The 21,852-nt window shown below is 49.3% G+C and carries 18 protein-coding genes; 13 read left to right on the top strand and 5 right to left on the bottom strand.

Features of this window, described 5'->3' with window-relative positions:
- Positions 1-149: 149 nt before the first annotated feature.
- A complete protein-coding gene (locus tag NC856_RS08140; protein WP_264089924.1) occupies positions 150-1,058 on the bottom strand; it encodes a LysR family transcriptional regulator in 909 nt (302 codons plus the stop codon).
- 639 nt (positions 1,059-1,697) lie between these two features.
- Here NC856_RS08140 and NC856_RS08135 point away from each other — a divergent pair.
- The 3 genes from NC856_RS08135 to NC856_RS08125 are packed head-to-tail and all read left to right on the top strand — an operon-like array spanning position 1,698 to position 4,146.
- A complete protein-coding gene (locus NC856_RS08135; RefSeq protein WP_264089940.1) occupies positions 1,698-2,111 on the top strand; it encodes a GNAT family N-acetyltransferase in 414 nt (137 codons plus the stop codon).
- A gap of 34 nt (positions 2,112-2,145) precedes the next feature.
- Positions 2,146-2,835 carry a helix-turn-helix transcriptional regulator gene (locus tag NC856_RS08130; protein ID WP_264089923.1) on the top strand — a complete coding sequence of 230 codons (690 nt, stop codon included), beginning with the start codon at positions 2,146-2,148 and terminating at the stop codon, positions 2,833-2,835.
- 21 nt (positions 2,836-2,856) lie between these two features.
- Positions 2,857-4,146 (top strand): cytosine permease, encoded by a 1,290-nt coding sequence (locus tag NC856_RS08125; RefSeq protein ID WP_264089922.1) that lies wholly within the window; start codon positions 2,857-2,859, stop codon positions 4,144-4,146.
- Positions 4,147-4,221: 75 nt separating this feature from the next.
- Here NC856_RS08125 and fhuE read toward each other — a convergent pair whose 3' ends face one another.
- Together fhuE and NC856_RS08115 are read right to left on the bottom strand one after the other, a co-directional pair.
- Complete coding sequence (gene fhuE, locus NC856_RS08120) at positions 4,222-6,441, bottom strand: ferric-rhodotorulic acid/ferric-coprogen receptor FhuE (protein WP_264089921.1); 2,220 nt, start codon at positions 6,439-6,441, stop codon at positions 4,222-4,224.
- A 249-nt stretch (positions 6,442-6,690) separates the two neighbouring features.
- Positions 6,691-7,575 (bottom strand): LysR family transcriptional regulator, encoded by an 885-nt coding sequence (locus tag NC856_RS08115; RefSeq protein WP_264089920.1) that lies wholly within the window; start codon positions 7,573-7,575, stop codon positions 6,691-6,693.
- Positions 7,576-7,682: 107 nt separating this feature from the next.
- On the opposite strand from NC856_RS08115, the gene NC856_RS08110 reads away from it, so the two are divergent.
- Positions 7,683-8,762: a tartrate dehydrogenase gene (locus tag NC856_RS08110; RefSeq protein ID WP_264089919.1), complete on the top strand. Its 1,080-nt coding sequence runs from the start codon at positions 7,683-7,685 to the stop codon at positions 8,760-8,762.
- Positions 8,763-9,182: 420 nt separating this feature from the next.
- Here NC856_RS08110 and NC856_RS08105 read toward each other — a convergent pair whose 3' ends face one another.
- Entirely contained in the window at positions 9,183-10,097 is a 915-nt protein-coding gene (locus tag NC856_RS08105; RefSeq protein ID WP_264089918.1) for a LysR family transcriptional regulator, read from the bottom strand.
- Positions 10,098-10,377: 280 nt separating this feature from the next.
- Between NC856_RS08105 and NC856_RS08100 the strand changes: the two genes are divergently transcribed.
- The 6 genes from NC856_RS08100 (at position 10,378) to NC856_RS08075 (ending at position 16,962) form a co-directional block, all read left to right on the top strand.
- Positions 10,378-11,352, top strand: coding sequence for an alpha/beta hydrolase (locus NC856_RS08100; RefSeq protein WP_264089917.1), 975 nt, complete (start codon positions 10,378-10,380; stop codon positions 11,350-11,352).
- Positions 11,353-11,922: 570 nt separating this feature from the next.
- Positions 11,923-12,621 (top strand): 4Fe-4S dicluster domain-containing protein, encoded by a 699-nt coding sequence (locus NC856_RS08095; protein WP_264089916.1) that lies wholly within the window; start codon positions 11,923-11,925, stop codon positions 12,619-12,621.
- The gene (gene nrfD, locus NC856_RS08090) at positions 12,614-13,564 is read left to right on the top strand and encodes a cytochrome c nitrite reductase subunit NrfD (RefSeq protein WP_264089915.1); all 951 of its coding nucleotides are present in this window, start codon (positions 12,614-12,616) and stop codon (positions 13,562-13,564) included. The genes NC856_RS08095 and nrfD overlap by 8 nt, the downstream gene beginning before the upstream one ends.
- Positions 13,565-13,567: 3 nt before the next feature.
- A complete protein-coding gene (locus tag NC856_RS08085; RefSeq protein ID WP_264089914.1) occupies positions 13,568-14,944 on the top strand; it encodes an MFS transporter in 1,377 nt (458 codons plus the stop codon).
- Positions 14,945-15,015: 71 nt separating this feature from the next.
- Positions 15,016-15,369 (top strand): FMN-binding protein, encoded by a 354-nt coding sequence (locus NC856_RS08080; RefSeq protein WP_264089913.1) that lies wholly within the window; start codon positions 15,016-15,018, stop codon positions 15,367-15,369.
- Positions 15,370-15,432: 63 nt separating this feature from the next.
- On the top strand, positions 15,433-16,962 hold the full coding sequence (locus tag NC856_RS08075) for an FAD-dependent oxidoreductase (RefSeq protein ID WP_264089912.1): 1,530 nt from the start codon (positions 15,433-15,435) through the stop codon (positions 16,960-16,962).
- Positions 16,963-17,072: 110 nt separating this feature from the next.
- On the opposite strand, the gene alkB is transcribed toward NC856_RS08075, so the two are convergent.
- Positions 17,073-17,729: a DNA oxidative demethylase AlkB gene (gene alkB, locus NC856_RS08070; RefSeq protein ID WP_264089911.1), complete on the bottom strand. Its 657-nt coding sequence runs from the start codon at positions 17,727-17,729 to the stop codon at positions 17,073-17,075.
- A gap of 212 nt (positions 17,730-17,941) precedes the next feature.
- Here alkB and NC856_RS08065 point away from each other — a divergent pair, with 212 nt between their 5' ends.
- The 3 genes from NC856_RS08065 (at position 17,942) to tehB (ending at position 21,779) form a co-directional block, all read left to right on the top strand.
- Positions 17,942-18,604 (top strand): DNA-3-methyladenine glycosylase family protein, encoded by a 663-nt coding sequence (locus NC856_RS08065; RefSeq protein WP_264089910.1) that lies wholly within the window; start codon positions 17,942-17,944, stop codon positions 18,602-18,604.
- A gap of 453 nt (positions 18,605-19,057) precedes the next feature.
- A complete protein-coding gene (fumA, locus tag NC856_RS08060; protein ID WP_264089908.1) occupies positions 19,058-20,701 on the top strand; it encodes a class I fumarate hydratase FumA in 1,644 nt (547 codons plus the stop codon).
- A gap of 208 nt (positions 20,702-20,909) precedes the next feature.
- Positions 20,910-21,779, top strand: a complete 870-nt coding sequence (gene tehB / locus NC856_RS08055; RefSeq protein ID WP_264089907.1) for an SAM-dependent methyltransferase TehB — start codon at positions 20,910-20,912, stop codon at positions 21,777-21,779.
- The last annotated feature ends 73 nt before the right edge of the window (positions 21,780-21,852 follow it).

Raw genomic sequence — 21,852 nt, 5'->3', positions numbered from 1 at the left:
CTTTTTATTTTTTCTATTATGCATTTTCAACATAACCATTACGCGAACATGACTGCCCGGTTTATTTTATCAAGTCGTCATACACGACGAGCCATGCTGATGGGGAAAGATTAAAAAAACTAAAGAGAGAGAGGGAGATTAATGAATAATCAGTTTGGCAGGGGTTTATTATTTAAAAATACTTTAAAGGTATTCAAGAAATGAGTAATACAAGGGTTGGCGTTTTTATTATCCCATACCAGTTCCAGATTAAACCAATAATCCTCTTCAATCACTTCCAGTAATACGCTATTGTGACCCAATAAATATCCCCGATGTTTCGGCATGAGTAATGCCACCCGATCCCTGAACTCAAGATTAAAACAACACGTTTTAAGATTGGGATACTCTTTATCCAGCGTAAACGGAATGTTATAGCAATCAAAAAAGCGGGTGCTGTACGCTTCGGACAGCAGGAATTCCCTGGGATCGATGCGAATGATGGGCCACTCGCTGACCTCTTTTAATGACACGCGTTCCCGGCCAGCCAGCGGATGATTCTTATTGACCGCGACGCAAAGGGGATCCGTCTGAAACGACAGGGAACAAAAGCGTGTATTCTCCAGAAAATTAGGTCTAATCAGAAAACCTAAATCGCAACTATGATCTTCCAGAAAAAGTAGTGCTTCATCCAGTTCACTATCCCGGCACTCGATAACAATATCGGTATTATTCTGCTGAAACTGCTTTAAGAATTTAATTAAAACATGTTGAATCGCTTCGCCCAGAAACGTGATGGTCAAGCGGCGGCGACTTTTACCGGTAAATGTATTAATGATCGAGAGAGAGCTTTCATACTGATAAATTATCTTTCGCGCTTCCACAGAAAACAATTTCCCGGTAGAGGTTAATTCAACACGGTGCGTATCACGTCTGAATAATTCAACGCCAAATTGCTCTTCAAGATATTTCATATGACGACTTAACACCGGTTGAGTAATATTCATTCTCTGTGCGGCCCGGCTAAAGTTAAGCAACTCTGACAACAGAATAAATTCATATAGCAGTTGTATTTTCATCACGACACTCTTCACATTTAAAATGAATCCTATGCATTGTCACCACTATAGCGAAAATGCACTGCATTAAATGTGAAAGCTATCAAAGAGCGTTTATTCTCGTCCTGTTTCACGTTGCCTCTTGTTACCCAGCTTGAAGAACCGCTGTGAACAGCGTCCAAATCTGCGCCGGACGGATTTGTCGCGCATTCCGGTCACATGCGGGCGTCTGCGTCCGGGGGAATTCGTTACATCGCCGCCTTCCTGCGACTCGAATGATTACCCCCGGCATGCGACGCGACGGGTGAGAGGATACAGGTGAATTGAACCAGTAAAACAACATGCTAATTTGCCAAAAATTATTAGATTACTTCGTCAACCGACGTCTCATCCTGGCTCAATACGATAACAGAATCACTAATTCTGATAAGATTTCCCTGGTGAATGACATTATTCAATCAATCCTGTGAATCGAGACGATATAACCATCTTACGCGATAAATCAGATGTGACCGCGTATTAACAGTAGCGTAATGCACCTATATTAGAAGAGGTAAAAACCACTCTTGTTTAGCACAAAGTATTATGTTATTAGCCAATGCGTTTATCTATTCCACAACATAAACATAGGAAGCTAATAATAACATGACAGCAAATAAAATGTATTTGAATATTACTGACACCCCTGATAAAGATGAAGAAAATTTTGTTATTCAATCTCTCTGGAAACATAACGAGCAATACGACGCTGTCGATATTCATCCGCTGTTTTTAAATATCAAGAACGCTGCCGGTCATATCGTTGCCGGTCTGGTGGCAAGAACATGGTGGAGTGCGCTGGAAATCCAGTATCTGTGGGTGAGTGAAGCACACCGGAAAACCGGGCTGGGCGGTCAGTTGATGAAGCAAGCGGAAGAAGCGGCGCTGAAACGTGGTTGTCATTTGGCCTATGTCGATACGTTCAGTTTTCAGGCTCGCGGTTTCTACCAAAAATTGGGATACCGGGAGTATGGAAGTCTGCCGGGATATGCGCACAGGCATACCCGGCACTATTTATCAAAAGCCATCGGCTGAGCGCAGCATCAACTGTATAAACAAGGAGGGCGGGATGGCATCATCATTTGATGATAACGCTGATTATATCCGTAGTCTCATTACCATGATGGAGGGCCTGGACGAACCGTGGGGTATTAAAGATTTAGAATCACGGCATGTCTATATGAACAAGGCGGCGTACCGCTATACCAATACACCACATAGTTTTGATGTCGAGGGACGATTGGATGAGGAGTTTCCTGCCAGTTGGACAGAGATGGCCGATGATATGATAGAGCATGATCGACGCACAGAGAGTAGCGCGCAGCGCGTCGCTGTGATTGAAACGCATTATTGGTATGGTAATGAAACGCTGATGCCTTTTGTTTGTGAAAAGATCCCCATCTTCGATAAGCATAAAGTCTGCATCGGCACTATCTGGAATTCAAAGCAACTCAATACATTATCGCCATTGGTCTATATCAATCAAAGAAAGCCCTCAACATTAACCACGGAGTTAACCACCTCTCTTTTTACCAAATCTGAACTGGATATTGTTTTCCTTATTCTTCAACGGTTTTCAAATAAAGAAATCGCGCGAAGAATGAATGTCTCATATAAAACCATCGAAAATAGAGTTCATAGTATGTACCAGAAAGCGGGCGTACATTCTTTTAGTCAGTTTGAGGCATTCTGTCATCATTTAGGATTAGACAATTACATTCCCGATTCGCTTATTTCAAAAGGCGTTCAATTCATTTAAATACAAGGAGAGATATGCAGAATGGAAAATATTGATGACTACCCGGTCAGCCGAGTGCCGATGAATGTGAGATTGCCTTTTTTTAATGTGGCGTTAGTCCACATCGGTATGTTGACCGCGCTGGATCAGTTTATGCTCGGCGCGGTGTTGGGTAACTCGATGACATTAACCGATGCGTTTATCTCCATTTTCATCGGCAGCGCGATTTTTGGCGTTGTCACAGTGGGGCTCGGCTATGCCGGGATGCGCGAAGGGTTGTCCGGCAGTCTGCTGGCAAGGTGGTGCGGATTTGGGCGAGTGGGCTCCGTGATGATCGGCCTGGTGATCGCCGTCAGTCTGTTAGGCTGGTTCGGGGTGCAAAACGCCGTTTTCGCCAAAGCGCTTAATTTCGCGATGGGCGATAAACTGGGGTTTGGCTGGTCAGCCGCCATTTCAGGCGCGGCGCTGACCATCCTCGTCGCCTTCGGCTTCAGAGCATTGAAATTGACCGCAAAAATCGCGGTGCCGCTATTTATTCTGATTGTCGGGTATATTTCGGTGATGACCCTGACCGGGCATAATATTGGCGAGCTACTCAGTTCGGCGCCGAGCGGTGCAGCCATTTCAATCAGCGCAGGCGCGACGATGGTGGTGGGCGGTTGTATTGTGGCAAGCTTGATCACCCCGGACATGACCCGCTACTCCCGAAAAGGCAATCACGTTTTCTGGTTGACCATGATGTCGATCATTGTCGGCGAATTTATCGTAAACGGTCTGGCCATCTTGATTGCGCGTGCGTTGAATACCGCGGACGTGGTGACCATCATGTCCCAGACGGCAGGCGGAGTCGGCCTTATTGTGGTCATTTTTTCCACGTTGAGGATCAATGACATCAACCTTTACTCTTCCACGCTCGGCATCGCCAACGCCATCGAAGGGATCACCGGTAAAAAGCTCAGTTACTTGTCAATAACGCTGGTGATTGGTTTTATCGGCACCTCGCTTTCCGTTATAGGTATTCTGGACAGGTTTGTCGATTTTCTGACTCTGCTTGGCGTCCTGTTCCCGCCAATCATCGGCATCATGCTGGTGGATTATTATATTTTGCGCACCCATAGGAAGGTGCTCGATGACAGCCGATGCGAAGGTAAACTGCCGGAAATGGCGGCGACGCCTTTTATCGGTTGGGCGGCGATTGGCGCCAGTCTTATCGGCGCTATTGTCGGTTTCGCCATCGAATGGGGCGTGCCTTCCATCAATTCCCTGATCGCCGCCAGCGTAATGTACTGGCTGGCTAAAATCATGTACCAACCGGTACGCCAGTACGCATAACATAAATAGTGGCTGTTTTTCCGAAGCGCGACAATCGATAACCCCGGCGGCAAACCACCGGGGGTATCAACACATTTAGAAGGTATAATTGACCGTCATGGAGACACTGCGCGGCGTGCCGTAGACAGCATAAGGCGCGAGATAGTCATAATAGTTTTTATCGAACAGGTTATTAATATTGGCCTGTACAGCAAGCTGCTTAGTCACCTGATAGCGGCCAAACAGATTAACCAGCGCATAGCTGCCCTGCTCCGCTCGCAGCGTTCCCATTCCCTGAGGCCCCGCGCCTTCTTCCCAGATGCTATTCTGCCAGTTTACGCCCCCGCCTAACGTTAAATCAGGCAACATCGGCAGTTGATAGCGGGTAAAAAGTTTAAGTGACGTGCGTGGCAGATTCGGATTGATCGATTTGCCGTCTTTATCATCAGCCACAAAGCGTGAGCCGCCAAACGTCATTTGCAGGTTGTCCGTTACCGCACCGTTCACCTCAAACTCTACCCCTTTGCTCACGACGCCATCCACGGCGTTGTAGGCGATGTCCGTTGAGCCGGAAATATATTGCCCCGTCGACTGCGCCAGGTGATCCTGCTCAATGCGGAATACCGATACCGAGGCAGTCAGACGGCTGTTGTACCAGTCGCCTTTGATGCCCGCTTCATAGTTTTTACCGGTCGTCGGCGCCAGATATTGGTTGTTAATGTCCTTTCTGGTTTGCGGCTGGAAGATGTCGGTATAGCTGGCATAGGCAGACCAGGTATCGTTAATGTCATAGACCAGTCCGACATACGGGGTTACCCGGTTGTTGCTGGTGTCACCTGTCGAACCGATGATGCGCCAGTCGGTATAACGCGCGCCGGCAATCAGATGCAATGGATCGGCCAGCGAGAAACGCGCCGTGGCATAGAGCGATTTTTGACGCGTGGTGGAGTGCTCATAATCCGTCCAGGAACCCCAGCTTGGATCGGGAATATTGCCATTCCACTGAAAGTAGTTACCCATATCGGACGAGCTAATGGTGGATTGAGAATTGTAGAACTGGATACTTTGTTTGCTGTAGCCGCCGCCTACCACCAACTCATGCTGGCGCCCCAATAGCTCGAACGGGCCGGAAGCGTAAGTATCGATGGCGTCGACTTTGCGCGTTCCCTTATTCCATCCGCCATAGGCGCCAATCCCCAGGCCATAAGGATCGACGAGTTGTCCGCTATCTTTATCCGGAAATCCATTGGCATACATCAGTTTGGAGTCGAACTCCGTTTCGGCGTGTGTGCCGTTCAGACGCACCTGCCAGCCGTTATCAAACCGCTGGGCGAGATCGGCAAATACCTTTTTCGAGGTTTTATTGGAATAGCTCCAATTCGGCGCCGGATTGAAACTGCGATCGAAATGCGTGCGGCTGCCATCGGTGAACCACGTCGGCAGGCCGCCCCACGTAGGGCTATCGACATCGCTTTCCTGATAATCGTAACCGAGGGAAAGCGTTGTGGCGTCCGTAAGGTCGGCATCAATCACGCCATAGAGGAATTTTTTGCGTTTGTGATAACGATCGAGCCAGGTATCGTTGTCCTGATATCCCGCAATCATCCGTCCGCGCACATTGCCGCTCTCCGTCAGCGGCGCGGACAGATCGGCGACCATGCGCGGCTGATCCCAACTGCCGTAGCTCCCGGAAACGGCGCCTGTGAACTCACGGCTGTCCGCATGTTTGCGTATCATATTCACCGCCGCGGCGGGGTTGCCCGTCCCGGTCATTAACCCCGCCGCGCCGCGCACTACTTCGATGCGCTCATAGATAGCCGTGTCCGATCCCGCATCGCCAAAATCCCAAATGTCATCAACGACGGTCGGAATACCATCAAACAGATAATTATTGATGAGGAAGCCGCGGGAAAAATAGGTGGAACGGTCGGAATCAATGTTCCTGGCGGTCACCCCTGTTGTATTGGCCATGACCTCGCCAATGGTTTGCAGGTTCTGATCTTGCATACGCTGCTGGCTGATAATACTCACCGATTGGGGAATATCGCGCGGCACCAGCGACATTTTTGTGCCGGCGCGGGTAACTTTTACACTGTAATCCTGTGCTTCGCCAACGTCAGCATCGGCGTTCGCATCCGCGCTGACCACCAGCGTATCCGCTTTAGCGTCCGAGGGTGATTTATCCGCTGCGAATGCCGGAGTGAGCGATAACGACACGGAAATCAGAACAGTGAGAAGAGAGGCGGCGAAAGGTTTTATTCTCGCCACTGAAGCATCACCCATGCGCGTTTCCCCAGCGTAAGTTACGCAAGACATAATATATCCTCAATTAATCAACGATTATTGGAGCGGGATGTTTGGCGAATCGGGACGCCAATCTATACATGGAAAAGAAAATGATAACTATACGCATTGTATTTATCATTTCAATAAATCATTAACGCCAAATAAATGAATAGAAAGAAGGAATTAAACAGACGGGAGAGACATCAGGACGCGTTACAACATAAATGAACTCAAAACCTTCATGCTCAGGTAGGCTAGTTTCTTTTCATATCAGATGCTTCATACCAAGTGCTCGGTTAAATAATCAATAAACGCGGTAATTCTGGCTGGCACATTACGTCGATATTGGTAAACCGCATGGATATCCGCTGCCGGTATCTCAAAATCGGTCAACAGCGCAACCAACTCGCCCCGCGCCAGATACGTTTTCACATCCCAGAACGAACGCAGAATAATCCCGTGTCCATCCAGTGCGTAGTACATGATCACTTCGCCATCATTACTCGACAGGCTGCCATAGGCTTTATGCGTAAACTCTTTGCCCGACTGATAGAAACGCCACAGCGCGTAGTCGCTTTCATATTGCCTGAGCACAATGCAATTATGTGCGGACAAATCAGCGACGGTTCGCGGCATACCGGTACGTTCAATATAAGCGGGCGAGGCACACAAAATACGCGGGTTATCCAACAGCTTGCGCGCAATCAAACGTGAATCAGGCGGCTCGCCCACACGAATATCAATATCAATGGCGGCATCCAGCAGATTGATGGGTTGACTGGAAAGCTGAAGCTGAACCTCAAGACCGGGATGTAAGCGTGAAAAAGATGAAATCAGCGGCGCCACATGGCGACGACCAAAGCCGAAAGAAGCATTGATGTTGAGCTTGCCGCCGAGCAAGCGCTGGTTTTTAGCCACCGCGCTTTCCAGTTCGGTAATTTCCTTGAGTATCGGCAATGCGCCTTCCGCATAAAGTATACCTTCCGCCGTGAGATCCAGCCGCCGGGTGGTTCGTTGGATCAACTGTACGCCAAGCCGTTTTTCCAGTTGCGTCAGCCGCTTGCTAACCGCAGGCAAAGAGAGGCCCAGTTCACGCGCGACGGCAGTCAGGCTGCCCAACGCCACTATGCGGCTGAAAAAGCGTAGATCGTTTACCGTCGACATAAATTCTTCTCTTAAATTTAACAATGCCTTGCCAGCAAGACGAATTGTTCACCATTTGCCAGGGAAATACACTCAATTCTCCTCCCTTGTGTGAAAAGGAACGTTTAATGTCTGGAAAACAGCACCGCATCGCCGTGATCCCCGGTGACGGCATTGGCAAAGAAGTGATGCCGGAAGGCGTACGCGTCATGCAACGCGCCGCCGAAAAATTTGATATCACTATCCACTGGGACTGGTTTGATTTCGCCAGCGCCGACTACTACCTGAAGCATGGAAAGATGCTGCCGGATGACTGGTTTTCCACCCTTAGCCAGTACGATGCGCTCTATTTCGGCGCGGTTGGCTGGCCGGATAGCGTGCCAGACCACATTTCTTTATGGGGCTCGCTGCTGCAATTTCGCCGGGCGTTCGATCAGTACGTCAATCTGCGTCCCTGCCGGTTGATGCCCGGCCTCAAAGCGCCGTTGGTCGGACGATATCCCGGCGACATTGATTTCTATGTGGTACGGGAAAATACCGAGGGAGAATATTCCAGCGTCGGCGGCACCATGTTTGCAGGCACCGATCGTGAAGTTGTCATTCAGGAGACGGTGATGACGCGCGTCGGCGTCGATCGAATCCTTAAATTCGCTTACGAACTGGCGATGAAACGCCCGAAAAAACACCTTACCTCCGCCACTAAATCCAACGGTATTGCCATCACCATGCCGTACTGGGATCAGCGGGTTGCTGAAATGGCAAAACAATATCCAGAAATTAACGTTGATAAATTTCACATCGATATCCTGACCGCCAATTTTGTGCTGCATCCCGACTGGTTCGACGTGGTGGTAGCCAGCAATTTGTTCGGCGACATTCTGTCGGATCTGGGGCCAGCCTGCACCGGAACTATCGGCATCGCGCCATCTGCCAACATCAACCCGGAGCGCAATTTCCCCAGCCTGTTTGAACCGGTTCATGGCTCTGCGCCCGATATTGCCGGTAAAGGACTGGCGAACCCCATCGGACAGATCTGGTGTGGCGGCATGATGCTGGAACATCTGGGCTATCCTGAGGCGGGATCGGCGGTGTTGCGCGCGATTGAGGCCGTGCTGTCACAGGGGCCTGAACAGGCGCCGCTTACCGGGGATTTGGGCGGCGCCGGTAATACGGAAACCCTGGGGAAAGCCATTGCGTCAGTGTTGTGATAACCAGAGATGATCGGCAAGGATGCCCACACCGCGATACCAGCGTAAACGTCCGCGATCAATGCTATCAGATAATTAATCTGTACGAATGTTAGGCTATCAATAGGTTAAAAAACGCCAATTCTTATTAAATCCAGTTAATAACACTATTGCTTATATACAACTTCTCTATAAACCCGCTAATACGCTGGTGAGGCTTTTTTTCGCGCATTAGGATCGAACCGGTTTTTATCGTCAAACGAAGGAGGCGCGCCATTTTTATCCGGCCTGGATTTTGTTATTCGGGTGTCGTTACGGCGCCCGACATGATGCGGATGAATCAGGCTAAGCAGAGAAATAAACGGACGCGGATTAATGCGGCAATTCATCGCCAGGACAATACGAGCAAAGAAAACGATAAAGCGTTAACCCACTGATACATCAGGATGATTCATACTGTGGGAGTGTGTCGCCATTTTGTTGTAAAAAATCCAGAAACAAACGCACCATCGGAATATTGACGCTGCGCTTCAGATAACTGACGGCAAACGTTCTTTCCAGTTTCACTTCCAGCGGAATGATTGCCACGTCATAAGCGGTCAGGCTTTTGGCAACGGAAGAGCAGAGGAATACCACACCCGACAGGTTCATCACCAGATCCATGATGATCTCCATATTGCTGCATTCCCGAAAATAACAGGGGCTGATGCCCTGTTTGGCGAATGCCGCAGAAACCACGGCATGCTCGCCTGTTCCTTTTTGCGGCACAATCAGTTTTTCTGCCGTCAGTTGTGACAGTTGCAATGTCGTACAGGCAGAGAGTGGATGCGCTGCGGCCACCACCGCGACGATTTCATCGATCAGAAAAACGGAATGATTAAACAACGGATCATTCAGGTACTCATCAAACGGCGTCGAAAAGGAAATATGAATGTCGGTGGTGCGCACTCTCTCCAGTAAATCGCGACTGACGCCGTCAATAAAGGAGATATCGATATTCGGGTAGCGTTTTTGAAACTGACTAAAAATATTGTAATAGCTCAAACGGTTAAAAATCGGAATTACCCCCACCAACAACGCCCCGTCCGAACTCTCTTCGTAGCTGCTGACAAACTGCTCCAGCTCATAATGTTCTTTAATCAAGGTATGCATTTTTTCGGCGAAAAGCTGGCCGAATGGCGTCACGGAAAACTGTCGGGTGGTTCGATTAATCAGCTTTCTCCCCGTTTCAATCTCCAGCCGTGCTATCTCCTGAGACAGAAAAGCCTGTGATATATTCAGCGCCTTAGCCGCTTTGGTAAAACTCCTGACTCTGAGGAGTTCCTGATAATAAATGATCCGTTTTATACTAATCATATTTACGACATTATTGATCGTTTATAATATATTAAGATAACAATTATATGTATATACAAAAAAACAAATGTGATCCAATGCACACTTGGTTTTTAGCCAGCATGCTTAACTCATTAGTCTTTCAAATTAAATTACCTGTTATTTAACAAAAAACTGATATAATCACAACAATAACGTTAATTTTTTATTATAGAGGATAGGCAATATCTCTCTCATTATTTTTAGACATCTCACCCGACCATAAACCCTTTACCAATGGCGAACAACAGGATTAGAAAAGATGACTCTGATGAAACCCCGGAAAATAGTATTGGCATCGCTTATCCTCACCGGCGCCGTCAGCGGAAATGCGACGATAGCAGCCACCAACCAGCATGAAATCACGGTTAAACCGGAAATCACGTCGGTGAGACTGATTTCCAATGTGGTGTATTCACAAACATCAGATCTTGGCTATCCCAATGTCGCATTAAAGATGGATATTCTTCAGCCAAATGCGCAAACGCCGCTGCCTGTCGTGTTATTCATCACTGGCGGTGGCTTCATTCATGCTAACAAAGACAGCTATCTGCAACAGCGACTCAGCATTGCCGAGGCCGGTTATGTGGTGGCCAGCATAGAATACCGCGTCGCGCCGATGGTGCTTTTTCCCGCGCCGCTGGAAGATGTAAAATCCGCCATTCGCTATCTGCGCGCCAATGCTGACAAGTTCGGGATTGACGGCAAGCGTGCCGCCGTTTTCGGGGAATCGGCAGGTGGCTATCTGGCCGCGTTTGCCGGTACGACCAACGGCACCAGACAGTTCGACAAAGGCGATCACCTCGATCAAAACAGTGATTTTCAGGCCGTTATCGACTTTTATGGCCTCTCCGATCTGACGCTGGTGGGAGAAGGTTTCCCCGATGAGGTTGTCCAGAAGCATACTTCGGCATCCTCCACCGAAGCCCTGTGGGTTAACGGCTCCGCCATATTCAATGAAGGCGGCCCGATCACCCGCTACCCCGATAAGACCGCCGCCGCCAACCCGATAAATTATATCAGCCAGGCAACCCCGCCTTTTCTGATTATGCACGGTTCAGCCGATACGCTGGTTTCACCTCGCCAAACGGAAAGACTACATCAGGCGCTGACGGCGAAAAACATCGATTCCACCTACTATGTCGTCAAGGGGGCGGAACACGGCGGTTCGGTTTGGTTACAACCGGATATCATGAAAATCACCCTGCGTTTTCTTGATAAACATCTGAAGCCCTGACATTCAATCCTCTCTGTGCATCCAACGTGAGTATGCTCTGCGTGCTCACGTTGGATTTTGTGGACAGAAAAAACAGATATAAATCAATTTTTGGCGGAAATTAAGTTTAATGAAAACCGAAGAATACGATATGAATCAATTAATATGAAAACGCCATTAATAAAAATGCACCTCATCTCAAAATTCATTATGAAAAGAACAGTGGTTATACATGTAATTATTCAAACTTGATCACAATAAATAATTCACTGCATTGTTCTGCTAACAGGTATTTATAATAAATAGATATGTGATTTATATAGATATACAAAGAAATAAATGTGACTAAGTGCACAATTACTCCTCCTACCCTATGGTCAAATAAAAACAATAAAAAGAATAGGGATTACGAGTAAATAGATTGTCTGAAAGGCAATATTTTCAGTCAATATCCCCGGCCAGATTTCACGGTGCGGGACGCCGGCGTCCTGTGATTTGAAAACTGACGGGAATAGCTGACTTCTTATGCCGACGCCGCATCAGCGCCGTTACTGCTTCAATGTGAAGTTCTATGTTGTGAAGGTCTATGTTATGGAAGAATTTTCTCGCCGCCGTTTTCTTGCCTATATGGGCAGCGCGATTGTCGTCACCGGGAATACCAGCCTTGCACGGGCGCAGAGCGAACCCGCGCAAACCGCCAAACCCGCCGCTGTGAAATATGGTCTGTTACACAATGAACAACGCTGTATTGGCTGTAACGCCTGTATCGGGGCCTGCAAAACCACCAATAACGTACCTGATGGCGTTACCCGATTGGAAATACTGAAAACGGTCGATATTCCGCCACAGGAAAAATCACGCGCATTCAAACAGTATTTTCGTAAATCCTGCCAGCATTGCGAGAATCCGCCGTGTGTCACGGTATGCCCGACCGGGGCATCTTTCAAGGATGCCTTAACCGGCATTGTCGATGTCAACGATAAACGCTGCGTCGGCTGCCGCTATTGCATTGCCGCCTGCCCTTATCACGTTCGCTTTATCAACCCGGTCAGTAAGACGGCGGATAAATGCAACTTTTGCCGGGAAACCAATCTGGCCGCAGGGAAACAACCGGCCTGCGTGGAAATATGCCCGACCAAAGCACTGGTGTTTGGCGATCTGAACGATCCCGACAGCGATATTTCCAAAATGATTAAGGGCAATTCAACCTATCGGTCAAAAGTCTATCTTGGCACCGAACCACAACTCTATCGAATTCCGGGTAGACGGGGGGAAATCGACAATGCATAGCGCCTTCCAGTTTGACACTCTGGTCTGGGATTGGCCCATCGCCATTTATCTCTTGCTGGTGGGAATTTCGGCAGGCATGGTTTCGCTGTCGATTCTGATTAAGTATTACGTTCCCGCAGAATATCATGGCGGCAATATCGTGGTGAAATCCACCGCCATCATTGCTCCGCTGTCGGTGATTATCGGTCTGGTGATTCTGATTTTTCACCTGACGCGGCCAATGACATTCTGGTATCTGATGGTGTTCTATAACCCGATGTCCATTATGTCGCTGGGAGTGATGCTCTTTCAGGTGTATTTCGTAGTCATCCTGCTATGGATCGTCAACCTCTATCGGGAAGGGTTGCTTAACCTGATTGAAACCCGGTTGCGGCGTCCGGCGTTGACGTCACTGATGCGGAGCATAACCGCCATCATCGCCAAAAAATCCGCTTTGATTGAAAACGTGCTGCTGGTGCTGGCTATCCTGCTCGGCTGCTATACCGGTTTTCTGCTTTCGGCGCTGAAATCATTCCCGCTGCTGAATAACCCGGTTCTCCCGGTGCTGTTTCTGGCATCAGGCACCACGTCCGGCATCGCCGTGATAATGCTTGTCAGCGCTATAAGCCGCCACGCCTCTGGCAGCAGCGCAACATTGCGCTTCATTCACCGCATAGAAAACCCGGTGGTCTATGCAGAACTGTTCCTGCTGTTTGCCTTCTTTATCGGCTTGTTATTGGGCGGCGGGCAGAAAACCGTGGCCGCTTATACGGCGCTCAGTGGCTTTTGGGGCGGCGTCTTTTGGATCGGTATTATCGGTGTCGGCATCGCCATGCCCCTGACGGCCGGTTTTATACGTAATCCCGGTAAAGGACGCCTGATTATCATGGCGGCGCTGAGCCTGTTCGGTGTGTTCTTGCTACGCCTGTTCGTGCTCTATGCCGGACAAATGACGGTAGCCTAGCCGATGAATACGTCATGGATCCTATTCTGGATTGCGTCCGTCACCTTTTTCATGCAATCCATGGATACCACCATGCTGTACATCGCGATCCCGGCTATCGCGGATTCTTTGCGCCAACCAGTGTTGCGGATGGAAATGATCGTCATTTCCTATGTCATTACCGTGGTGGCGTTTACGCCAGTCAATGGCTGGCTGGCGGAACGTCTGGGAGAAAGGAAAACCTATCTGCTGGCGATAGCTATCTTTATGTTGGGCTCGCTGTTATGTATCACCGCGAATTCCGTTGTCAGCTTAAGCGCCTTTCGCTTTATTCAGGGGATCGGCGGCGCCTTGATGTTGCCCATCATTCGAACTGTGATATTAAGAACGACGCCGCAAACCATGAAACTGACCTTTCTCAATCGGATCACCTTGCTGGGTTTATTGGGCACCATGGTTGGTCCGGTATTAGGCAGCTTTATGATTAATTTTTTTTCATGGCGGGTTATTTTTATCGCCAATATACCGCTGTCATTGTTCTGCCTTTTTTTCGCCAGGAAATATATTCCCAACGAAAATCGGCTAGCGGCGCGACGCACCGATCCTTATGGACTGATATTGCTGGTGGTGATGCTATTTCTGACGGCATTTATCCTGACCGCCATGCCAAAAAATATTATTCCCGCCCCGGTCGCCCTGTTACTGTGCTTGTCTGGCATTGGGCTGGCATTTCTTTACTTCAAACAAGACATCACCAGGAAAGAGGCATTATTTCCGACCGCGCTGTTTGAAATAAGGACATTCTCGGTGGGGGTGCTCGGCGGCATGTTAACCCGCATCCTGCTGTCATCGACGCCGGTTGTGCTGTCATTGATGCTGCAAACGACATTAGCGTGTCAGCCAGTCGAAACCAGTATTATTCTGTTGCTGTTTTCCGGCGGAGCGTTACTGTCGAAAGTGCTGTTTGAACCGATGATAAAACGTACAGGCTATCGACGACTGCTGATGTTGACCACCGGATTCACCTCGCTAAGCATCCTGGCATTGAGTGTCGCCGTGCAGGAAAAATCGATGATGCAGATTGGGATTATCGCGGCCATTCTGGGCATATTGATTTCAACGCTGCATTCGGCAGAAAGTACGCTGGCCTTTAGTAATCTGAATCACGCCACGTATAACAGCGGCAATAATATGTTGACTATTACGCAACTTATTTCCGTTATGGTCAGCATGGCTCTGACGTTTCCAATATTACGATTTCTTTCTCAATTTGAAATCGTCTTTAACTTAAACAGTTTTAGCTTGTTATTTTTATTGCTGGGAGTGGGATTACCCACTTGCTGCCTGGTATTTAAATCATTGAATGACGACGATGGCCATCAATTTATTCATGGGAGATAGATAAAAGAGAAAATTTATTCGTTTTTGTCCGTCATTAATTTTTAATTTAACCAATCTGAATGGGAGTTGATATGAAAACATCTTCAGGTGCGCTCTTCCTTTGCCTTTTTTTGGCTACGGGGACGGTAATTGCACAAGAAAGTAATAATTTTAAGGCTGGAACCTATTCCGCAACCAAACCCGGTATGGGCGGGGATGTCGCCGTCACTATTGACGTTGATGCCCAGGGAAAAATAATCAAAGCCACGATTAATGCGCCTGACGAAACCCCGGAAGTTGGGGGCGAGGCCGCGAAAGAATTAGCCAACGCGATGGTTGAAAAACAGAGCATCCAGGTTGATGGCGTCTCCGGGGCCAGTGTTACCAGCGGCGCAGTACTTGAAGCCGCGGAAGAGGCGTATTTACAAGCAAAAATCAATGAATAGCACATCAACCGCCGTCTATTGCGTTCGCAATATATTTATTTTATTACGGCTTAGGAAAATACCATGAAAATATTCAGAAAACGTTTATTGGCGCCCCTGTGTATATCGATAATGGGGTTATCCGTCGTACAGGCGGCTGAAACCGCAAAACCAGAAATACCTAAGCGTGCCGATGTAGTGATCATCGGCGCAGGCGCGGCCGGAACAGCGGCGGCGATGGCCGCCGCCGAAAAAGGGGCAAAAATTGTCTTGCTGGAGAAACAGTCCGTCGTTGGCGGCACCGGTAATTTTGCCGAAGGCATTTTCGCGGCCAACAGTTCCATGCAAAAACGTCAAGGGATTATTGTTACGCCGGATATGGCCTTCAAAACCATCATGGAATACAGCCACTGGATGGCAAACCCGTTCGTGGTACGCGCTTTCGTCAACCGCTCCGCGGATACCATCGAATGGGTGAAATCAAAAGGCATCAAGTTTGAATACATCGGCCCCGGCGGTCCTGGCGGTATGCTGACCTGGCACGTGATTGACGGCCCCGGCCACGGGCGTCATTTGATCAAGACCTTCCATGAGCAATTTAAAAATATGGATGTCACCACGCTGGTCAAAACAGCGGGGAAGGATTTGATCATTAAAGACGGCAAAATAGCCGGCGTCGCCGCGCAGGATAGTGAAGGCCGTCCATTCCAGATCGCGACCAGCGCCGTCATTATCGCCACCGGCGGTTATGCCAACAACAAGGAAATGCTGCAAAAATATGCCGAATTCCCGGATACCATCATGGTCGGCAACACCGGTAAAGACGGCGATGGCATCAATATGGCATGGAAAGCGGGCGCCAAACCAGACGGTATGGGCGTTCTGCAAGCCTATCGCCCCGGTCTGCCGGATTACGCGCCCAACTCTCATTTGCTGGCCGCCGCCCGTCAGCCTTATCTGTGGGTCGACCAACACGGACGTCGCTTCACCGATGAATCCAACGTCATTATCTGGCCGCACTCCGGTAACGCGCTATCGAAAGCAGGCGGCGTCATGTACTCCATTTTCGATGAACAATCCCGTCAGCACTACGTCGAAGATGGCATTGACGTGCCGATCGGCGAATGGGTTATCGCCAACACGAAACTCACCAAATTCGATGACGAATTTAATAAAGAAAGCCAGAAGAACCGCGGTTTTGTCTTCAAATCCGCCACTATTGAAGGACTGGCGAAAGAGATGGGCGTAGAGGTCAACGTGCTCAAGGCAACCCTGGAGCAAAACAACATGTTTGCCGCCCAGAAACGGGATGAAGTGTTTAACAAAAACATGGATTACCTGCGTGCGGTAAAAACCGGGCCATTCTATGCGGTCAGAATGCAACCCGCCGCGTTGGGGACGCTGGGCGGCGTGAAGATCAACGAAAAAATGCAGGCGGTGGATAAAACAGGCGACGCGATCCCCGGCTTGTACGTCACCGGCAACGACGCCGCCGGGATGTATGGCGATACCTACGATTTACTGCTGGGCGGCGGCACCTTCGGCTTTGCACTGAACTCTGGCCGTATCGCGGCAGAAAATGCGCTCGACTATATCAGTTTTTCCAGGAAGTAAAATGCCAGCCCCAGCCTGATTTCGTTTTGCAACCTGAAACACGGCGGGGGATCCCGGCCAGCCCGTCTATCCAGCCAATGCGGATACAGGCTGGCTTTATTTCATCCCTATCATCCCGCTTTACGAAACGTCAGATTAAAACGGTGTTCTCCCGTAATACCGTCTGGCACGACGCCGCTTTTCAGCGGCAATACGCCATGGTAACGCAGCCGCGACGCGCCGCCCCAGACAATCACATCACTGTGCAGCAACGAACAGCGTTGAACCTGATCGTGGCGCTTCAAGCCGCCAAATAGAAAGGTGGCGCCCAGTCCCAGCGAGAGCGAAACGATGGGCTGACTGAAATCATGTTCGTCCTTGTCCTGATGCAGCGACATTCGCGCCCCCACATCGTAGCGGTTGATCAGGCAGGCATCAGGGGCAAAATCCTCAAAACCGGCGACGCTGGCAGCGCGATGCGCCAATTGAGAAAAAACGTCGGGCATTGCCGGCCACAGCTGCCCGGTAAGCGTATCGATCGGCGAATAGCGATAGCCGCTGTCATCGGTGATCCAGCCCAGCGGCCCGCAGTTGCTCATCGCCACCGACATAACATAGCCTCCCGGCGTCACCATATGGCGAAACGGCGCGCACGCCGTCACCTCGCTGATTGCCGTCATCAACGCCGCCGTCTCTGGATAGGCGAAGCCACGCAGGATAACCGCGCCCGGCGCCAGCGTTTCCGTTCGTTGCTGCGGGATTTCATGCGCAAATAAATCAAGATTCATGACGGGCCGCTCCCTTTTCGTCTGCCGGATAGCATCTGGTTGCATCGTCGGTAAGGATAAAAAGACGTGGCGCACACGCCCAAACCTTGCTTTTTAATTCAGAGCATCGCTCAAGATCATCCATAGCGTAGCGGATCATCATATAATCACCTATGTTCGATTGCCTGACCGGTTCATGGTCTTTCAAAATATGTAAACCAGGGAAAACAGTGATGACGCCCAACCGCCAACGGGATTTTGATCGTAAAGCCGCAGCACACCTCAGCGCCATTAGCGAACGCTGGGCCAACCTGATATCGCAGGTGGGAGCATGTCGCCATCAGACGGCTCCTCACAGAGAACCCTATGAAGCCTTGATCCGAGCGGTCGCTCACCAACAGTTAACCACCCGCGCCGGTGATGCGATGGTGACGAAACTGATGAACATCCACGATGGGCAATTTCCCAGCGTAGAACAAATGGCCGCCTGTTCCAGCGAAACCCTGAGGCAATGCGGTTTTTCCGCGCGCAAGATTGACACCCTGCACGCCATCTCCCACGGCGCCTTGAGCGGTCTGGTGCCAAGCCTTGAACATGCTGTCGGTATGGATGATGAAACGCTGATCAAGCAGTTGTGTTCATTAAAAGGGATTGGCCGCTGGACGGTGGAAATTTTTCTGATTTACTCGCTGGAACGGACGGATATTATGCCGCTCGACGATTTAGGCATTCGACAAGGGCTACGCTATGTCTACCATTTACAAGAGATGCCGACTCGCCATCTCCTGCGTGAACTGAGCGAACCTTGTCAGCCTTATCGCACCATTGCATCATGGTACTTATGGCGTGCGCCTGAACTGCCGGATTATCAGGCGTTCAGACTGAAACTGCTTTAATCGCCACAGTGCGAGCGCCGTGCTGATATTATTTTCGCCTTACACAATCGGTTTAAAAAAATAACAGTATTACTTGAATAGTTATTATCCCTAACCACATCGGTTACTTTAATTAAGTAATTTACTTAAATGATTTAATATCTTCTTATCTCAATAATCAGACCTATTTGATTACAATGATTTTACTTTTCTTCATCATGACGCGGACGAGCAAATAATCCTGTTATTTATTGCCAATTATGTGATGTACCAAAGTGGTACTTGCCGCCGCAAAACCATACTATTATAGGGATTATTACTTTTGTGTTTGTCCAGGATGAGAATGCCACAATGAAAAAGCCGCGCTCAATTCCCCCGCGAGACAGGTATTCAACCTGATACAAAAGTCTTTAACTGAGATTGAATCACACAAGATACAAGCCTACTAATAATGCGAACGCGAGTGAGAAAACAATGTCAAATAAACCCTTCCATTACCAAGAACCTTTTCCATTAGGTCAAGATGACACCGAGTATCGTCTGCTGAGCAGTGATTTTGTTTCTGTGACGCAATTCGAAGGTCAGGATATTCTCAAGATTGAGCCGGAAGCCCTTACCATCCTCGCTCAACAAGCCTTCCACGATGCTTCTTTTATGCTTCGCCCTTCCCATCAACAGCAAGTCGCCGATATCCTTCACGACCCGGAAGCCAGTGAAAACGACAAATACGTCGCCCTGCAATTTCTGCGTAACTCGGAAATTGCCGCCAAAGGTATTTTACCTACCTGTCAGGACACCGGTACGGCGATCATCGTCGGTAAGAAAGGACAGAGAGTATGGACCGGCGGCAATGATGCCGAAGCGCTGTCTCGCGGCGTGTACAACACCTTTATCGAAGATAACCTGCGCTATTCACAGAACGCGGCGCTGGATATGTACCAAGAGGTGAACACCGGCACCAACCTGCCAGCTCAGATCGACCTCTACACCACCGAGGGCGAAGACTATAAATTCCTGTTTGTCTCCAAGGGCGGCGGTTCCGCCAACAAAACCTACCTGTATCAGGAAACCAAAGCGTTATTAACGCCAGGAAAGCTGAAAAGTTTCCTGATTGAGAAAATGCGTTCGCTGGGTACGGCGGCCTGCCCGCCGTATCACATTGCATTTGTCATTGGCGGCACCTCGGCGGAAAGCACGCTCAAAACCGTCAAACTGGCGTCCACCCGCTACTATGACGAACTACCGACTGAGGGCAACGAGCACGGACAAGCCTTCCGTGATGTGGCGCTGGAGCAGGAAATTCTGCAAGCCGCGCGTGATCTCGGCCTGGGTGCGCAATTCGGCGGTAAATACTTTGCTCATGATGTGCGGATTATCCGTCTACCGCGCCACGGCGCATCCTGCCCAGTAGGGATGGGCGTATCCTGTTCGGCTGACCGCAACATCAAGGGCAAGATCAACCGTAAAGGGATCTGGCTGGAACAACTGGAACAGAATCCCGGCAAGTATATTCCTGAACATTTGCGTCAGGCCGGTGAAGGCGATGCGGTCAAAATCGACCTGAATCGTCCTATGGCCGAGATCCTGAAAACGCTGTCGCAGTATCCGGTATCGACTCGACTGTCCTTGACCGGCACCATCATCGTGGGCCGTGACATTGCACATGCCAAACTAAAAGAGCGTCTGGATAACGGTGAAGGTCTGCCGCAGTACATCAAAGATCATCCGATCTACTACGCTGGTCCGGCCAAAACCCCGGCTGGTTATGCATCCGGTTCATTAGGCCCGACTACCGCAGGTCGGATGGACTCTTATGTTGATTTACTGCAAGCCAACGGCGGCAGCATGATCATGCTGGCAAAAGGCAACCGCAGCCAGCAGGTTACCGACGCGTGCAAGAAACACGGTGGCTTCTACCTTGGCAGCATTGGCGGCCCGGCGGCGATTCTGGCGCAAAACAGCATCAAGAGTCTGACCTGCGTGGAATACCCGGAACTGGGTATGGAAGCCATCTGGAAAATCGAAGTGGAAGACTTCCCGGCCTTCATTCTGGTGGATGATAAAGGGAATGATTTCTTTCAAATTATTCAGAATTCCAAATGTACTAAATGTGCATAATACCCTCCCCGGCGCACCACGCCGGGGATTTCTTCCTCTTCGTTTACCCTGATTGGACGGCGCTCTCAGCCATCATTGAGCACGCTATCCATTCCTTTGGCTGTTATTTTTTTACTTCAAAAAATATTGCATTTAAAACAAATATTTATTGGTAATCATCGCACTGGTTTATAAGATGCGGTGATAGCAAGTATACGCAGAGGTAAAGATGCAAGATCTCATTTGTTATAAAAAGATTTCACCGTGGAATAGCCAGACATTACCCGCCGCCTTTCAGGAAAAACACAATACCAAAGCAGGCACCTGGGCCAAACTCTCCCTTCTGCGCGGGGAAATGACCCTCGCTCTGCTACATGAAAATGGCGACATTCAGCAAACGTTTCATTTCTCGCCACAAAATCAGCCACCGATTGTCGCACCGCAAGTATGGCATCAGATCCTCTCTTTTTCTGATGATCTCGAATGTGAACTGAGTTTTTTCTGCGCGCCAGAAGATTTTTACAACAAAAAATACGGGCTGACGCGCACGCATTCCGACGTCATTGACGCCATGCAATACATCAAACCTTGTAAAACGCTGGATTTGGGCTGTGGCGGCGGGCGTAACTCACTGTATCTGAACTTGCGCGGGTTTGACGTCACCGCCTGCGACAAGAATGAGCAGAGCATTGCCTCACTCAATAACATCATCAGCAGTGAAAGGTTGACGGCTATTCGGGCTGACGTTTACGACATCAATCTGGCTGAAATCAAAGCGCAATATGACTTTATTCTCTCAACGGTGGTGTTGATGTTCCTGGAGCGCGATCGCATTCCACATGTCATTAACAACATACAGGAAAGCACCACAAACGGCGGCTATAACCTGATTATCGCCGCCATGTCGACCGATGACTATCCGTGTCCACTCCCCTTCTCCTTCACCTTTAAACAAGGCGAATTGAAGCAGTATTATGCCGACTGGGATATCATCAAATACAACGAAGATCTCGGCGAATTGCACAAAACAGACGTCAACGGCAACCGCATCAAGCTGCGTTTCGCCACGATGCTGGCGAGAAAACGACAGACTGCCTGATAAGACAGCGGCTGACGCCAAAAACTGTAATACGGAAAATAACAAAGGGCCGGAAATGCCGGCCCTTTATTTC

The sequence above is a fragment of the Brenneria izbisi genome (genome assembly GCF_025840185.1).
GTDB classification, from domain to species: Bacteria; Pseudomonadota; Gammaproteobacteria; order Enterobacterales; family Enterobacteriaceae; genus Brenneria; species Brenneria izbisi.
This window is presented reverse-complemented; position numbering and strand designations above follow the sequence as displayed.

Bases quoted from the DNA above. Each gene is read 5' to 3' on its own strand.
- nrfD (WP_264089915.1), top strand. From the start codon at position 12,614: ATGCATAGCGCCTTCCAGTTTGACACTCTGGTCTGGGATTGGCCCATC.
- NC856_RS08125 (WP_264089922.1), top strand. From the start codon at position 2,857: ATGGAAAATATTGATGACTACCCGGTCAGCCGAGTGCCGATGAATGTG.
- fhuE (WP_264089921.1), bottom strand. From the start codon at position 6,441: ATGTCTTGCGTAACTTACGCTGGGGAAACGCGCATGGGTGATGCTTCA.
- NC856_RS08100 (WP_264089917.1), top strand. From the start codon at position 10,378: ATGACTCTGATGAAACCCCGGAAAATAGTATTGGCATCGCTTATCCTC.
- NC856_RS08085 (WP_264089914.1), top strand. From the start codon at position 13,568: ATGAATACGTCATGGATCCTATTCTGGATTGCGTCCGTCACCTTTTTC.
- NC856_RS08075 (WP_264089912.1), top strand. From the start codon at position 15,433: ATGAAAATATTCAGAAAACGTTTATTGGCGCCCCTGTGTATATCGATA.
- NC856_RS08095 (WP_264089916.1), top strand. From the start codon at position 11,923: ATGGAAGAATTTTCTCGCCGCCGTTTTCTTGCCTATATGGGCAGCGCG.
- NC856_RS08135 (WP_264089940.1), top strand. From the start codon at position 1,698: ATGTATTTGAATATTACTGACACCCCTGATAAAGATGAAGAAAATTTT.
- alkB (WP_264089911.1), bottom strand. From the start codon at position 17,729: ATGAATCTTGATTTATTTGCGCATGAAATCCCGCAGCAACGAACGGAA.
- NC856_RS08110 (WP_264089919.1), top strand. From the start codon at position 7,683: ATGTCTGGAAAACAGCACCGCATCGCCGTGATCCCCGGTGACGGCATT.
- NC856_RS08130 (WP_264089923.1), top strand. From the start codon at position 2,146: ATGGCATCATCATTTGATGATAACGCTGATTATATCCGTAGTCTCATT.
- NC856_RS08065 (WP_264089910.1), top strand. From the start codon at position 17,942: ATGACGCCCAACCGCCAACGGGATTTTGATCGTAAAGCCGCAGCACAC.
- tehB (WP_264089907.1), top strand. From the start codon at position 20,910: ATGCAAGATCTCATTTGTTATAAAAAGATTTCACCGTGGAATAGCCAG.
- fumA (WP_264089908.1), top strand. From the start codon at position 19,058: ATGTCAAATAAACCCTTCCATTACCAAGAACCTTTTCCATTAGGTCAA.
- NC856_RS08115 (WP_264089920.1), bottom strand. From the start codon at position 7,575: ATGTCGACGGTAAACGATCTACGCTTTTTCAGCCGCATAGTGGCGTTG.
- NC856_RS08080 (WP_264089913.1), top strand. From the start codon at position 15,016: ATGAAAACATCTTCAGGTGCGCTCTTCCTTTGCCTTTTTTTGGCTACG.
- NC856_RS08105 (WP_264089918.1), bottom strand. From the start codon at position 10,097: ATGATTAGTATAAAACGGATCATTTATTATCAGGAACTCCTCAGAGTC.
- NC856_RS08140 (WP_264089924.1), bottom strand. From the start codon at position 1,058: ATGAAAATACAACTGCTATATGAATTTATTCTGTTGTCAGAGTTGCTT.